The organism is Alteromonas aestuariivivens, from assembly GCF_003367475.1.
Classification (GTDB): domain Bacteria; phylum Pseudomonadota; class Gammaproteobacteria; order Enterobacterales; family Alteromonadaceae; genus Alteromonas; species Alteromonas aestuariivivens.
Window position 1 is genome coordinate 14,821 of record NZ_QRHA01000004.1, and the last position, 16,012, is coordinate 30,832.

At 40.5% G+C, this 16,012-nt stretch carries 11 protein-coding genes; all 11 read right to left on the minus strand.

Annotation, left to right across the window (positions count from 1 at the left end; genetic code table 11):
* Position 1: 1 nt before the first annotated feature.
* The 11 genes from DXV75_RS06110 to DXV75_RS06160 all read right to left on the minus strand — a co-directional run bounded on the left by DXV75_RS06110 (position 2) and on the right by DXV75_RS06160 (position 15,887).
* A complete protein-coding gene (locus tag DXV75_RS06110; RefSeq protein WP_115592521.1) occupies positions 2 to 877 on the minus strand; it encodes a hypothetical protein in 876 nt (291 codons plus the stop codon).
* A 120-nt stretch (positions 878 to 997) separates the two neighbouring features.
* Positions 998 to 1,957, minus strand: a complete 960-nt coding sequence (gene fcl / locus DXV75_RS06115; RefSeq protein ID WP_281268909.1) for a GDP-L-fucose synthase — start codon at positions 1,955 to 1,957, stop codon at positions 998 to 1,000.
* A 57-nt stretch (positions 1,958 to 2,014) separates the two neighbouring features.
* A complete protein-coding gene (gene gmd, locus DXV75_RS06120; RefSeq protein WP_115592522.1) occupies positions 2,015 to 3,130 on the minus strand; it encodes a GDP-mannose 4,6-dehydratase in 1,116 nt (371 codons plus the stop codon).
* Complete coding sequence (locus tag DXV75_RS06125) at positions 3,130 to 4,284, minus strand: hypothetical protein (RefSeq protein ID WP_115592523.1); 1,155 nt, start codon at positions 4,282 to 4,284, stop codon at positions 3,130 to 3,132. The genes gmd and DXV75_RS06125 overlap by 1 nt, the downstream gene beginning before the upstream one ends.
* The gene (locus DXV75_RS06130) at positions 4,281 to 5,258 is read right to left on the minus strand and encodes a hypothetical protein (protein WP_147291803.1); all 978 of its coding nucleotides are present in this window, start codon (positions 5,256 to 5,258) and stop codon (positions 4,281 to 4,283) included. Before DXV75_RS06130 ends, DXV75_RS06125 begins: the two co-directional genes overlap by 4 nt.
* A gap of 2 nt (positions 5,259 to 5,260) precedes the next feature.
* Positions 5,261 to 6,397: a polysaccharide pyruvyl transferase family protein gene (locus DXV75_RS06135; protein WP_115592525.1), complete on the minus strand. Its 1,137-nt coding sequence runs from the start codon at positions 6,395 to 6,397 to the stop codon at positions 5,261 to 5,263.
* Positions 6,397 to 8,802, minus strand: coding sequence for a galactosyltransferase-related protein (locus DXV75_RS06140; protein WP_115592526.1), 2,406 nt, complete (start codon positions 8,800 to 8,802; stop codon positions 6,397 to 6,399). The genes DXV75_RS06135 and DXV75_RS06140 overlap by 1 nt, the downstream gene beginning before the upstream one ends.
* An 11-nt stretch (positions 8,803 to 8,813) precedes the next feature.
* Positions 8,814 to 10,094, minus strand: a complete 1,281-nt coding sequence (locus DXV75_RS06145; RefSeq protein ID WP_115592527.1) for an FkbM family methyltransferase — start codon at positions 10,092 to 10,094, stop codon at positions 8,814 to 8,816.
* 2 nt (positions 10,095 to 10,096) lie between these two features.
* On the minus strand, positions 10,097 to 11,473 hold the full coding sequence (locus tag DXV75_RS06150; RefSeq protein ID WP_115592528.1) for a hypothetical protein: 1,377 nt from the start codon (positions 11,471 to 11,473) through the stop codon (positions 10,097 to 10,099).
* 54 nt (positions 11,474 to 11,527) lie between these two features.
* Positions 11,528 to 12,967 carry a hypothetical protein gene (locus tag DXV75_RS06155; RefSeq protein WP_115592529.1) on the minus strand — a complete coding sequence of 480 codons (1,440 nt, stop codon included), beginning with the start codon at positions 12,965 to 12,967 and terminating at the stop codon, positions 11,528 to 11,530.
* Between the two features lie 127 nt (positions 12,968 to 13,094).
* On the minus strand, positions 13,095 to 15,887 hold the full coding sequence (locus DXV75_RS06160) for a glycosyltransferase (protein WP_115592530.1): 2,793 nt from the start codon (positions 15,885 to 15,887) through the stop codon (positions 13,095 to 13,097).
* Between the last annotated feature and the right edge of the window lie 125 nt (positions 15,888 to 16,012).

Here is a 16,012-nt window from a genome sequence, read left to right on the forward strand (position 1 = left end):
TTTAATGTAAAAACGAAAAAGCAAACTCGAGCAAAACTCGAATATACTGCTCATTTTCCTTAGAGTAACAATTCAAGAATTGCCTGGATTCATTGAATTCATTAATGGAAACACTCAGGTTTTCATTCGGATTGGGGGAGAAGTAAAGTTTCTTCCATATTCGCGATATCAAACGATGGAAGTTATCAGGTAAAAATGCTAATTCATTTATATCATCAGACGGTAATACAGGAAGAACTCCCAGTTCTATGCATTTACAAACCATTTTAACCTGAACTTCATTGCTGCCTCTGCAAACCAGTACATCTGCACTTGAAATGAACTCTTCAATGAACTTATTACAAAGGTTATCAGATGCATCAACCTCTATACGCTCTAACGGCGCACAACTGGAAAAGACAACACGCCCATCGTCTGCTTCTACACGTTCAATATTGCCTAAATCGTGAAGCGTAAGCTCAAGGGTAGAGCCGGTTTTCCCCATAGGACGCACATTGGCAAGTTTACCGCTTGATGTTTTGATGCCCATAGCTGAAATGCAAGGCAAGAAAATAAGCGTTATACCAAATGCAGCAAACTCATTTAATGCCTGCTCATCAAAATAGAATGTGACAAAAAGGTGGGTTACACCCATTGCAGCGACCTGTTCAGGGTATTTAATGGCTAGCTGCGCACTGCATACAGAAATACAACTATGCTGGCTAATTTCCCTAACTTCGAATAGCACCGAACCAGATTCATGAGCCTTACACCACAGGTACCACTGCACTGACAAATAGCTGTTTCGTCGGAAGCACTGCGTAAATAATTGCAGATGTTCAAATACATCCAGTTCAATACCATAACAACTTGGAAACCTAGAATGGCTTTTGATCATAGACTCTTTGAAAAGTGATCCTACAGTGCATTAAAGACCTCTAAAAATGAGGCCGCCGAAATATGTTGGAGGACTTATTTGCATTACGCTAAGCTCTGGACTAAGCGATTCGCAGAAATACTAGCTACGAAAGCTTTTCTGATTCGCTAAAAACCAGTCAAATGCATGCTTTAGGCCATCCTTCAGATTATAGGTATGCTTCCACCCCATGCTGTGAAGCCTTGATACGTCCATTAGCTTACGCGGAGTACCATCGGGTTTGGTGGTATCCCAAACTATTTTCCCCTTGAAGCCCGTAACTTCTGCAACCGTCTCTACCAGCTCACGTATTGTACAGTCTTCGCCAGTGCCTACGTTAATATGGCTAAGCATAGACTCGGTGTTAGCCTCATAAACCGACTTATCCAACTCCATCACATGTACACTGGCTGCTGCCATGTCGTCTACATGAAGGAATTCCCGCATGGGGGTGCCACTGCCCCATGCCACAACTTCAGCATCCCCTCGCTGCGCAGCCTCATGAAAACGTCGCAATAATGCCGGGATTACGTGTGAGTTTTCTGGGTGAAAGTTATCGTTTGGCCCGTATAAATTGGTAGGCATTACCGAACGATAATCTCTACCGTACTGGCGATTGTAACTTTCACACAACTTAATACCCGCAATTTTTGCAATAGCATAGGGTTCGTTAGTTGCTTCGAGTTTGCCCGTAAGCAAAGCCTCCTCGGTCATTGGCTGATTAGCGAGCTTGGGGTAGATACAACTTGAGCCTAAAAACAACAGCTTTTGTACATCATTCGCATGAGCTGCATTAATTATATTTGCTTCTATCATCAAATTTTCATAGATGAATTCAGCGGGGTAGGAGTTATTTGCATGTATTCCGCCTACTTTTGCAGCAGCTAAATACACCTCGTCAATTTCATTCTGAGAGAAAAACTCACTAACGGCTGATTGACAGGTTAAGTCAAGCTCTGTTCGAGTGCGAGTAATAATTATAACATTGTCGCGACTCTTCAAGTGCCTCACTAATGCTGCACCTACCATACCCCTATGGCCTGCAACGAATACGGTTTTCATATTCAACTCCTTAGAAAGGGCCACATGTATGGCCCTACAACCAATTCTCGACCATCACTATTCTTTAGCAACTGCAACTGAGTAACCGTGCTTTTTGAGCAACGCGTGTTGCTTGGCTTTTTCCAAGTCAGAAGCCACCATTTCGGCGCACATTTCTTCTACGGTTATTTCAGGTACCCAACCAAGTTTGGCTTTGGCATTTGCAGGGTCGCCCAATAAGGTTTCTACCTCTGCAGGGCGGAAATAACGCGGGTCGACTTTGACAATAACGTCCCCCACATTCACACCGGGTGCATTATCACCCACAACAGCAGTAACGGTGGCTACTTCATCAACGCCTTCACCGCTGAATTCAACCGTAATGCCGGCTTCCTTGCAGCTCATACGCACGAACTCACGCACGGAAATTTGCTTACCCGTAGCAATTACAAAATCTTCTGCGGTTTCCTGCTGTAGCATCATCCACTGCATACGCACATAGTCTTTTGCATGGCCCCAGTCACGCAGTGCATCCATGTTTCCAAGGTACAAACATTTCTCTAGCCCTTGCGCTATATTCGCAATTCCGCGAGTGATTTTTCGGGTTACAAAAGTTTCGCCCCGGCGCGGTGATTCGTGATTAAACAAAATACCGTTACAGGCATACATTCCATAGGATTCACGGTAATTAACAGTAATCCAGTAGGCATACATTTTTGCTACGGCGTATGGAGAACGGGGATAAAAAGGAGTAGTTTCCTTCTGTGGAATTTCCTGAACCAGACCATAAAGCTCGGAGGTAGACGCCTGATAAAAACGAGTTTTCTTTTCCAACCCTAGAAAGCGAATCGCTTCAAGCAATCGCAATGTGCCTATTGCATCCACATCAGCGGTGTATTCAGGTGATTCAAACGATACAGCAACGTGAGATTGGGCACCGAGGTTGTATACTTCGTCAGGCTGAACTTCCTGAAGAATACGGGTAAGGTTCGAAGTATCCGTTAAATCCCCATAATGTAGGTGAAATTGTGGATTTTCGTTGTGCGGATCTTCATAAATGTGATCCACACGCTCGGTATTAAACAAAGAGGCACGACGCTTAATACCGTGAACCTCATATCCCTTTTCCAATAAAAATTCGGCTAAATAAGAGCCGTCCTGGCCGGTTACACCGGTAATTAGAGCCTTCTTCATTAATTTTCCATTAATTCATTCATTTCAAAAATCAGTTCACTTTTCATGCATTCTGAAAAATCACGAAAACTTCCTAAAAAATTATCAATATTATGTATTTTATCCTCTGTACGACTCTTCACACGCCTATTTAACTCACCGACATCTAGTTCAGCTATAGCTTTAACATTCTCAGAAATGGATTTTATTCGCCCTTTAGGACAAACGATAGAATCATAAGAATTATCGAAAATGGCCGAGGAAATTTCGAACCCCATCTGTTCTAAATAACTAATTGTTCCCGGATTACCTACCATCAAAAGCTCATGACCACAAGCTAAAGCTTTTAAACTCTTTTCAGTAACACGACGCACCGAACCACTGGTAAATTCACTCTCGGTAACCAAAGACAAAAGTGTATTAGAAAAAAGTTGAGTCGGGAAACTACCTTCTTGTCTAGGGTTAACTCCATCTTTCTCAAATTTTGTATACTTGGGACCAAAATCCAATAAATTTTGAAATTGCCGCCTAATAATCATTTCTTCATCTGGCAAAAGCGTTAGCGCAGATTCCAAAATATCAACACTTAAGTTCCTAGCCAGAAAAGAAACGAAATCCAAATCATCCCTAAAATATTCATTCAATAATGAATACAAAACCAGTCGATGAGGTTTCGCGATATTGTTGAGAGACAAGATTTTTGATTTACTATCGTCGTACAACCCAAGTCTATCTATAAATTTTTTCCTATCACCAGCCGATTTAAGAAAATCCATCCTATTTTTATAGGAATAGATAATGAAATTATAACAAACAGACCTACTTCCATTGTACTTAGAGTATTTATCATTAAAAAAATCGATTCCATTTAGATTTTGAGTTACAAATAAAACCTTACTTTCGGCACAGGAATTGAAAAACTCTTGGAAATATAAATCTAAAGGCGCAGAACTACCATCTTCTTTTTGCAGTGCTGGCCCTTCGAAAGAACAATCGAATACGAATTTACGCGCACCTTTATTATACAAATCCCTTGCAAAATCTAGAGCACTCTTATGAGCTGAATTAAAATCTATAAACTGAATATTGATAGGATGAAATGTGCTTTGAACATCAATTATTGTTCCCAAATGCTTAATGATAATAGGCGCTTTTCCAACACAATTTATTTTCATTTATAACCCAACCACCTGACATAATTACTCAAGTATGCCTGAGCCAAATTAATATCATCCCCTAACTCATTAAGACAAACAGTTTCTACTTCAGAAAAATTGTGAGGACTAAGTAAAAGGCTATATACAAAATCAACCACTGAAACAGCTTCCTGTAGTTCCTGTGTAAAACTTCCAATTTCCTGAACAAAAAATCTAACGTTGATTATCATGCTAAATAATTCCATCAACTCCTGCAATCTTAAATGAACCGATGAATCACAAACAAATATAATTGCTTTAACTTGCAAGTTTAGAACAGCGTAATCAGAAGGTAAATTAATTTTCGCAGGGAAGCTTTTGAAAGGAGCCAAATTTGAAAATGGACTAGTAATTGGAAAAACTTTTAGCAATGTCTCATCTACTGATCTATCGCTTATTTTAAACCCACTAAAATCTAGATTTTTGATCCCCAAGAATTCACAAATTTCAGCAGAGCACTGGTGAAGACTTTCATATTCCACAAATGCAATTTCATATGGTGACTCATTTGCAAATTCTTGCCAAATTTGCATAAACCTCATCAAGTCCAATACATCTTGATTAACAGACTTTTTATCATTCCACAAATCATTAAATTTTTTTCTCGATTCCTTATTGTCAATATCAAATCCGGGGCCCAGTTCCTTTTCAAACTTTTCTGTTTCAGACCAAATGTGGCAATAATGCTTCAAAGAGCAACGCGACTTGTATGCTTTAGCAGGATCTCGGTAGATGATTACAATTTTTGTCGATTCAGGAAGGGAAAAATATTTTGAAAATGGCCCTTCATTGTGACCGGTAAATCGATTAAAAACAGGCAGCCCAACTTTACCTCTTACTGGAATAGTATGGCTGTGGATAAATTCATATTGACTTGTAGCCTTCATTAATTGGTGTGTTAAAAAAGTTGAGCCAGAACCACCATAACTTGTTACTAGACACAGTTTTTTCACTATCAACCCCCTAAATTGTGTCCTATTCCGGCGTTCTCAAGCACATGTATCAAATTCTGCTTGAGTGTTTGACGCGTACCTTCATAGATTTCCTTAGAAAACCCAACTGAAGATCTCAGGTGTTCAATAGAGTCGCAGTTTAAAAATTTCTCTACACTAATATGGGGCAGTGCCATCGTTTCTGCGAGTTCTCTTGTTCTTGAATCATGGTAAACCCAGATCGCTGGAGTACCGCTCTGCCATGCAGCCATATTTCCATGTAACCTAAGACCTATGGAAAAATCTACTCTCGCAGAGTCTTCCAACCATTGATCTACGCAATAATAGATTCGCATTCTAGTAGCAATAAAGGCTCTGAACTCTTCGTTTGACATCCAGGGGGCTAAAGAATTTTTTAAACTATTTTCATGATGCTCAGGAATTAAACCTGTTTGATATTGATTCCCCTGACGAGCGTACTTTATAAATGGAGCGACAGACTGCTGAAGAAACAAACCATTTCCTTTTGCAACCCATTCAATCATTTTCCTTTCGGCATCTCTCTTAGCAAGATCTTTAGGCCACGGCTCGTCCCCCGTCGCCATAAACGAAAAGATCGGTCTCTCCCAGCTATTAGCTAGTTTTTGAGTGAAATTAGGATCCCTATTAATGAAATTGGTAGGGCATCCTGTAACTACACCGTTATGAACACCATACTGCTTCAAAAGTCTGTTGGTAAATTCCCCTCGCAAAGAAACACTAGTACACCTTTCGTTAAGTAACCTTAATAACTTTACTATGCTCGGATGGAAATCAAATTCTTTCTGATCATAACTGTGGGCTTGAGCTCCTAACCCCAAAAATGTAAGCGGGAGTCCAGTTTTATCTAAAAAATCAACAAACCCTGTAAAGTCAAAATTTTCTCGTACAAAATTAGCAGAGGGAATAACTAATATGCGGCACTCTCTTTTAATAAGCTCTATATCCCAGGGAATATCTTCTCCAATAACAACATAATCCTCATCTACTAAATTACATACTGCATATTGAAATAGTAAGTTACCTGTATTTGCCCCGACCTTATGCAACAACTCATCTGTATCAAGATAGGAACATCCATCTATACGCCCACGCGTACCAACAATACCAACTTTTTTCATTAAAAATCTCTGCCACTCATTTCTATTTCTGAAAATGTTTCTGATAAACGCATAGCCGCTTCACTGAACGAGCTCCAGGTACTTCCCAATAGCTTTTTGCATTTGCTTAAGAGAATAACATCGGCTAAAGCGTAGATAATTTGTTCTTTTGAACGGTCAAATACATCACGTTTCAGGTATACCAATCGCTCACCATAGTATTGTTGGAAAATATCGTATGTATCCTGAAGATCAGTCGCTACAAATAATTTTGCATCTTTATCTTGTTTAATTAACTCATCTATTCTTTTTATGAACGCCGAATAGTGGCTCTTTTCTCGCCAGTAATGGAGCTGGTCATGCCCTTCTTGTGTCCAGTTTTCTACTGAATCATAGGTGTTATGGTCTAACCCTTTACCAGCCTCCATACGAATATGTGCGGCAATATAACCATCAACATCAATTGGATTAATTAACTCCTGAACCATTTGAGAGGGTTTGAGGGCCTTGATAAATTCATTCTCAGCTTCCCAGTGGCTAGCCTCGTGCACAAATGTGTAAGCTGCTCTTGCATATACGTATCTGGTGGAACTGACCTCTATGGGCTTCCCTTTTTCTGCACCGTCTTCAATCTCCATATAGTTAAAGACGTCACCTTCCGCTTTAGCCCGCTCCAAAAACGATTTCTCAATCACTTCGCCATCGTATGCGAACAAGTCTTCAAAGCGACAGTCACAGTGGTGGTCGGGTTCCCATACAATCACAAGCTGCTTGCCCGTAGCCTTTGCTATGGCTGCAGCACTACCTATCGCTCTCAATCGATTGCCCAGCCCATGTTGGGCATCAACAAAAAACTTGTTATGGTCGGGGTGTAAATTCAACGCTTGGAACAAAGGGTAAGTTGTGTTGGTAAAGTCTACTGATTCGGGAGCCAGTTCAACACACATCTTACTTTCGAGAACGTCTTCCAACGAGATCTGATCAATGTTACTAAGGTAGGTATTGCCAATATTTCTCCAGCCTGGCACGAACGTCGTATTTTCGATTAGAGGTATTACGTTCTCTATATCTCTGTAGGCATCTGAACGCACAACTAAACCCGCATTATGTGCCTTTAAGTTATTAGCTAATCTAGCTAAAAAATGCGTAATATCTCTCTGGTTTTGTTTTGCTGTATCGGGGTGAATATAAATAGCTACATAGTTATTTGAAAATTGGAAATTATCTGCAGAGTTATAATTCGCTATCTCTACGTCTAACAAATCAACAGCCTGATAAGACTTGAATTGCAACAATTTTTTGAGCGCCGGTGGAGGTACATCAAACGTTCTTAATCCTGCAACCCAGGATGTCAGTTCAAGCTCCGCAAGATACTCTGCCTGCTCTCTGATATGTTGGGGAACATAATGAATACTGTCACCGGCCTTTTTAACCTTCAAAAAGCCTGTTTTATTCTCTACTATTGTGCAGGGTAGGAAAATTCTGTCTCTATTCCAAACGGGCATTATACTGGCGATATGGCGGTTCGTATGAATCTTAAAACGCGGGGTTGAGTGTAGGTCTGCGAGATGGTCGATTTGGTTTTTATCTTTCCCTAAGCTACCTATGCGTAACGCATCTTCGTGTGGGATATGATAAATGGTTTTTACATCTACTGCTTTTCGCCGTATTCCTGAGTCAGCAAGGCGGTGATATATATCATCATCGTCCCATCCGTACGTTGTTATGTACTCATTAAAACCTTTGATATTCATTAGGTCTTCACGATGTACATAAAAAAAGCCGTTTATATGCTCCTGCCCTTCATCTGCTATCCGCCAGTCTCCTGCAATAAATGTTTTTTTGCCGAGCCTATTCTTGTCAAAAAATTCTGGGTAAACAATAATATCCGCATCTGTTTTGAGGATCTTGTTGTAAGATGCGGCTCGGAAGCCTATGTTGAATGCGTAAGACAAAATCCATCGGGGTTGGTCATCTATTCTAACCACTTTGATGCGTGGGTCCTGTATGCCATGCGTTTGGAGATATTTGTCGACAGGTTCATTCGAAGACCAGTCAACAATCACAATTTCATTGATGTCACCACAGGCAATCCAGGAGGGTATGGCCTTTACTAGGTTCTCATTCCTGTTCATACAGCACGTTACTAATGATGTGCCATCTCCTACCTGCTTAACATAACTATCCAGGTCTATGCCCGAAGTTGTATCACAAATAGGCTCAGCACTTAGCTCTGCTTCGCTTGTTGGCTTGTCTTCCAACTCATGCAAAAAACAAAAATGTTCCAGGAAAGAAACCTTTTTCTCTTTATTGTGCGTATCTTGTTTCGCTAACACTTTTGCAGATTGAACAACTTCCTTTGCCGCATCAAGTTGCTCACTTAATGCCAGCTCTCTCGCTTCACCGACCAATTTCCAAAACTGCATTTTAAACCCAGCTAATCCTTGTAATACCAATCATCAAATTGCGCTTCTATTCTTGTATACCCTTTGCCTGACAGCAAAGCGAAAATTTTTTCACGAGCGCTTGTAAAATTATGTTCCACAGATAAACATTTTATGTCCCATTCGTCGAATGGGAAATCGCGCAGTATATCGTATTCACTCCCTTCTGTATCTATACTCAAGTAATCTATTTCCCTGGGGGCTTCATATTTCTTTAAGAAATCAGCGAGGGATATGGTAGACAGGCTTACCTTGTCATTTATGCTCTGATAAGCCTTTCTTTTTGCTGCATGGCCGTCAGAGTCGGCGTATGCCGCCATCCCCCCATACTCATCAGCAAAGATAAATTCTACTGTTTCCCCGCTGGTCGCTGCGATACATTCTTCCGAAACAGTGCAACTGCGATTCACTTTTAGTTGCTCAAAGAACCTGGGGTTAGGCTCAGCACAAAGCCCTGCCCAACCGAAATATTTCTCCAATACATATGTATTGCTTAATAGGATGCCATCCGTTGCCCCAAACTCAATGAAAAATCCATCCCGTTTGAACTTGTGTTTTTCTAACACCCATAAGTCCTGGCCCAACTGTGACGGAGAAACTTTTTCAAGTGCGATTTTAAAGGAGTTTGTATTGGAAAAATCCAACTGGGCCTGGTCTTCATCAACGAGTTTATAAAGTTGGGATTTCTGTTGGGCAATGAGTAATTCGTGTTTTAACAGTTCAAGCTCACTGTGCATCACAGTAATTGCACTGTGTAAGTCTGAATCAGGGTCAAGGCCAACCAACGCTTCAACAAAACGCCTCTCCAAATCAAGGCAGCCATCTTCCAGCAATCCCAAACGACATTTTGAGTTCACAAAATTTTTACCAAGGTTTTGAGCATCAAGCGCGTTCAACAATATTAAGCTGCTTTTAAAATGCTTTCTGGCCTCAGCTTTCTTTTTTTGAAGCAAGCATCCATTTGCCAGGGTGCGATAAGTTCCTGACATCAACAAGTTACCTATCAAACGCGCACTACCAGCCACCTTTCTCGCATCATCAATAAATTGTGTCCCCTCTTCTATCATCCCCTGGTGGACAGCTATCAACCCCAGCAGCGTTAACAATGCGGCATTTTCTGATTTTTTTACCACTGTCTGGCAAGACTTAACATCAATATCCAGGGAATAACTAAGCCATGCATCTATCATTTCACTCGCCACTACCTGCTGTTCAGCAGTTAATTCAAATGCTTCGAAATGTATTACTGATGACCCGAGTTTTTCACTACTCATACTTATCCTTTGACGAATTGTGTGAGTAACACCAATTGAGCGTCGAACTTCTCTAACTCAATATTCAATTTGTCGTTTCTGAAACGCTGCTCTTGAACTCCATTCTCAATTTTAGTACTCCTGCTATTTTCTCTGTCCAATTCATGTTTCAACGACTGAATCTCTGCTTTAAGATTTTCAACTTCCTGCTTCAAAGCGCTGTTCCACTTTTCGTGTTCACTAAGCCATTTTGACTTATCTTCCAACTCAACCTCTTTGGTCTCGCAGTATTTTTGCAGTTCATCTATCTTTGAACGAGCGGCTTCTGTTTCCTTGTGAGCGTTGTCCACTTGCTGGATGAGAGATAGACATTTTTCTTTTAGATGATTCTCTCGGATTTCGCTCTCAGCAAGGAGCCTCGACTTGTCATCTAACTCAGTCTGTTTGGCATTGCCATCCGTTTTCAGTTCTTCTACTTTTTCAAGAGCGGCTTCAGTGTTCTGTACAGCATTTTGTATTTCGCTATGCTGAGCACTGACCACTTTCTCTAGGGAAACTATTTTGTTTGTACTCTCGTTGAGCAAGCTAGATAGCTCATCATACGATTTCTCATTCTCTGATAACTGTGCGCGAAGCTCTTGATTTTCATTTTCCATGCAAGCCGTTATTTCAAGAAGCTTGGCTATCTCCTCAGACGAACTTTTAACCATCTTATCTTTCTCGGCAAGCTTCGCCTGCGCTTCACAAAAGTCTTTTTCAAGCCTCTGTGAAATACTCTTTAATTGCTTCAATTCATCAAGTAATGGGTTAACCATATAACTCTGATAGTAAACTCCTTTCTCAAGCTCATTTCTTACAGCCTTCATATATCCCTTAGATGTCATCAAATCCCTGATTTCAGTGCCGGAATTACTTGATATGAAATAAGGAATACTTGTTTCCAGAACAATAACTTCGTCAAAATAATTGGAAAGCAGCCCTTCTTCAACTGATTGTAAAATTGAGACCACATCGTAAAATAAATCGATAATTAACGTATTTTTTTTCTTTTTATTCGGCCCAATCTTCCGTAGTAAATTATCCAGAGTGTTAGCACTTATCCTTTCTTCTTGAAGAACTCGAATACCGGGATAGTGCTCTTTAACCTGATTAAACTGAGAACTCGCTGATAACTCGGGTAAGTTCGCTAAGGAAAATAATTTGTCCCCCTCCTTATCAGCAATCAGAGCATTTAGAATATTGACCTTTTCATTATGCTCAAACTTATCAACAAGGTTTTCGTAAAATTCCGGGTTGGCCTCGATAAGATAAATGTGCTCAAACTGATCAAATTGCAAATGTGGATTGATAACGCTACCCGCTCCAATCCATACCAGAGTGCTCCCGCTTAATGAGTCCATGTTATTTTCCTAAAATTTGCATAGCTGAGAAGAAGGCGCTTATTAAGCACTTTGTTATCGAGAAGAAAGCATTTTGGGAGATGCCACCCGCCCTTCGGATTTTCCATACTTGATGAAATGAAGCAATGGATTAATACCCGATTCGGCTACGTCGGAATATCTCGATAAATACCAGTTGCCATCAAAGGCCGGGCTAGGCAGCCTGCCTTCAGCAAAACCATAGGTTAAGTAGTGTGCCGCAGGATGAATGTCAGAACATGCAACATCAGGATATGTTTCCAGGTACCATCGAATGTCGAAATACTCGCTAGTCGCAATCAGCGAAATATCGTATTCAGTCGCTTCTCTACCTGCTTTTTTTGCAATCTTATTCTTGGCCTTTTGTACAAACTGATTTGCTGCCCATAACTTACTATTTTTTACATACTCTATTTCTTTTTGCAAAAGAGTGAACTCTGCGAGCATCTTACTGTTCTCTTTCATCTGCTCGTTTAAAGCAGCTTCTAGTTTTTGTTTCTCTCTTGTCAAAACCTTAGTCGAAATCACATACTTCTTCCTCTCTTCGCTCATTACGTGAGAAAGTTTATCTGCTTCTTGTTTTTGCTGCTCCAGGGACTTATTGGTCTTGTTGAGTGCCCTTTTCGTCTGCTCAATATCATTTGAAGAGGCAGTTAAGCGCTTCTCCAACCTATCTCTTTGCCTTCTATACTTCCGCTTCTCAAACTCGACCGCTTCCAACTTCTCACTTAACGTATTTAGTTTGCGTTCTGCGACCTTTGCAAGCATAGCGAAATTCTTTTGCAACATATCACTATCATTAATAGCGTTAAATGCATCAACAAGTTGCGAATCCAATTGAGCCAGTTCCTGTTCGTTCACGTTTATACGAAAAGACAGGTCTTGGATAATTGCATTTTGACTGTTGATTTTGTCATTTAATTCTTTGAACGTGCTGACTCGGGAATCAACAATTGCATCAACATCTTCCAAGCTAAGATTGGTATCGAAAATATTAGGGCCGAGGGGCGTTGATATCGCTTCCAAGTACTGATTAAGTTTAAGAAACTCGGGATCTGAAGAAATTATATGCTTTGCTAACAATATGCTTTCGGGAGATGGCTGACATTCAGGGAGTGTTACTTTTTTTATATTCAGCAGTTTAAAAAAACCTTCAGGATTTAACTTAATGTCTAAAGTATTGGTAACTAAAAAACTCCCTCGATTATGTTTGTAATAATCAACCAGTAACTTCGAAAATCGCTTCCAGTTATTCACAGAAACTGACAATTTTTGCTGATTGTTCAAGCCGCTACAAACATATTCAAACAATGTTCTGTAAACAAAAACAACCTCAGCTTTCTCATCTAGTAATGCGATGTTTAATTCATCTATATCGTTCACATATTCGATAGGCAATTGACTTTTCAAGCATTCAAAAAGTGTGTCTTCCGAACTTTGGGTAACAACTTTTAATCTATTTTTTTTGTTTTCCATGTAAATCTGCAACCCATCTTACTGCGTTTGTTTGACTGGAGTAGACTACGACTCTCCCGTCCGCTAAGTCTATCATTGCCAGAAAAGAAATGTTACGTGCCATAATGAGATTTTTGGATGCCTACCACTACCCTGTGCGAACCAACTGTTCAAACACTGAACACAACTTGTTTCCAATCGCAGTATAAGAGTAGTTTTGGTGGATATAGTGTTTGGCGTTGTTTGATAACTCTTGCATTACTGCTGTTCGACTGACCAGCCAGGATAGCTTTTCAAAAACTTGCACTACATCACGGTCTCCAATCAGTACGCCTCGACTATGATCTACTAACTCGGAAACAGCTCCACTGTCGTACCCAACCACAACGCATCCAGCGGCCATAGCTTCTGCAACAGTTCTACCAAATGATTCAGGGAAATGAGATAGAGTCAAAAGAATATCAGCAGACTCCAATATAGAGGGGATATTTTCAACATAGCCTTCATAACTCAAATTTTGTAAATTGTATTGATTACTCAGAGAACTAAGCAATTCTGTTTTTGGGCCACAGACAATGAAATCTATCGGTATATCAGCAGCTTCTGATAGTTTAGCTATTTCATATAAGTCCTCAATACCTTTCTTCTTAATGTTACTGCTTATCATCACCGCCGAAAAACGAGTATTAAACTGCTTTTTCTCTTGTGAATAACATCTTAAATCAACCGCATTTGGAACAGTATCAGTAACGTCAGGAATACTGTAGTAGCTAGCTGTGGTGCTTGAGTTTGCAATGTAATGGTCTGCGATAGAAATCACATGCTGCAATATTTCTTGGGGATTTCCTCCTAGCCTTTCACACAAATCCTTATCTTGACCGGGAAGCTCTCTAATATGAACAACAGATTTCACCCTTTTTTCTTTCGCTGCGACTAAAGGTTCCCAAAGGGTTATCGTATTTGAGTAAACTACTTCCGCTTTAGTCTTTGCAATAAGTTCTTTGATTTTATCTACTGTTTGTAAAGAAACTTTCCTTCCCAATCGCCACCAGGGTAATGGTAAGAAATACACTCCAACGGAACATGCCCTTATGCTATTTAAATAATTGTTGTTTTCTGCACTAGGTAAGAGAACGTGAAGGTTAAAATCAAAATTACTTAGCATTCTAATGCTATCCAGGAAGCTTCTTTCAGCGCCGAAAAGTTCTTTTTGAGCTAAATGTCCAACCAATAATATATGTGGCTTTCCTATTTTCACCTTCATTTCACCAGATACTGCTATACATTCCTGCGGCAAAGTGTTCTGTGATGCCAATAGGCATAATGCATCATAATTGTTCAAGCCATTCTTGAAAGCAAAAGCAGAAAGGCAAAACTGAGGTACAGGCTCCCGCCCTTCATCAACACCGTGGTTAACAAAATGATTTAGTGGTGGGATCTTAGCTTGAGCAACATCTGGATACATTAAGCGGTACCACTCACTGTCGAATAGACCTGACCTCTCGAGCCACGCCTTTAAATTGTCCCTTTGAATTTCGTCGCTTCCTCGACACATTAAAGGTGGCACTTTAAATTTGCGTTTGCCTGATTTTGGCATGTACAGATGCCTGCTATTGTTGTGCCAAGCATGGGCAGCATCCATGTACTCCTTTCTTAAGCCACAAAATTGAGTACTAATATGGGTTGCGCCGGTTTGAGTAAGCGAGCCCGGCTCTACACGGCCAAATGCCAGAGGCACACCAGGCTTAACATCAATCACCCTTGCATTACCAAAGGTTTGAATAATTCGATAAAGAAACTCAGTGTCTGCATTTACCGATACGTTATCCCAAAAGCCAAGTTTTCTGTGAACCTTGCGGCGAAACATCAAACTCGACATATTTCTATGTATCCAACCATCTTCTATTCGCCAGCGCTTAAAATTCAGTTCACTATCACACCTAACCCAATGGGATAGACACGCAATAGCTTTCCTATTATATCTAAGCGCTTTTACCTGTAGAGCTATCTTTTCAGGGTGTGACCAATCGTCAGCGTCGTGGGTGGTTATTAAACTGCCTTTAGCCTTCGATAGGCCCACATTCCTAGCTTCATATGCACCTCTATTGTGAGGCAGCTCGATATACCGAATACGGTTATCTTTTGCCATAAACTGCTGAATTACTTCAAAAGTGTTATCTGTTGAAGCATCGTTTACGAGGATGACTTCAATTTTTCTATAGGTTTGTTCACATAGACTTCTTAAAGCTGTCGCCAAGGTTTTTTCGGCGTTAAAGCATGGGATTATTATGGAGACTGTCGGAGTAAAGAGAAGACGCCCAGCGCCTTCAATCTTTGGGGCTGGGCGTATGTCATCCAAAGAGGCTTTTTTATTAACTGCAATACCAGCCAACCCATTAGAATGAAATACCTTATTGATCCGCTCAATTCTGATAGCTCCATCATCCAACATTGACCTTGCTAGTGTTTTATCATCTGTATCTATCCAGTGAGGAGATTCGAACAAGGAAGTTAGATTTTTATACTGTTTGAGGTTCCAATAAGTGCTAAAAGCAAGTAAAAATGGGCCCTGATGCTTTATTAATGACAAAGCTTCTTGGTCATCCAGCAAAGTGGGTAAAAAATATACCGCTTCTGCCCACCGCCCCCAACTCGCAAGCCAACGACACAAGAACCAAGCGGCAAGACCGGACTGAGGACTGGACTGCAATTGAATTATGTTTTGAAGTTGGATCTCACATTTTTCGGGCTCTTGCTCAGCCCAGATTTCGTCATCCACCTCCAACACACCAAACCCAGCAGGCCAGCGACCTTCACTCCATCCGTAATGTAAGAAATGCTCTGCAGCATCAACACCAGCTTTGGCAACATCGGGGTACCTTTTTAAATACCATTGCTCATCGAAACGGTTTAATACTGATTGGGGGAGGCATTGAGACATGGTAACATTTGCGGGATACATCAATAGTGATAATAGTATTAGTGATTTTAGACAACGTCTAGCCAAATATGAAAAGTAAAATACCTGATACTCTACCACCCCAACAAAACCCAAAATTATTAGCA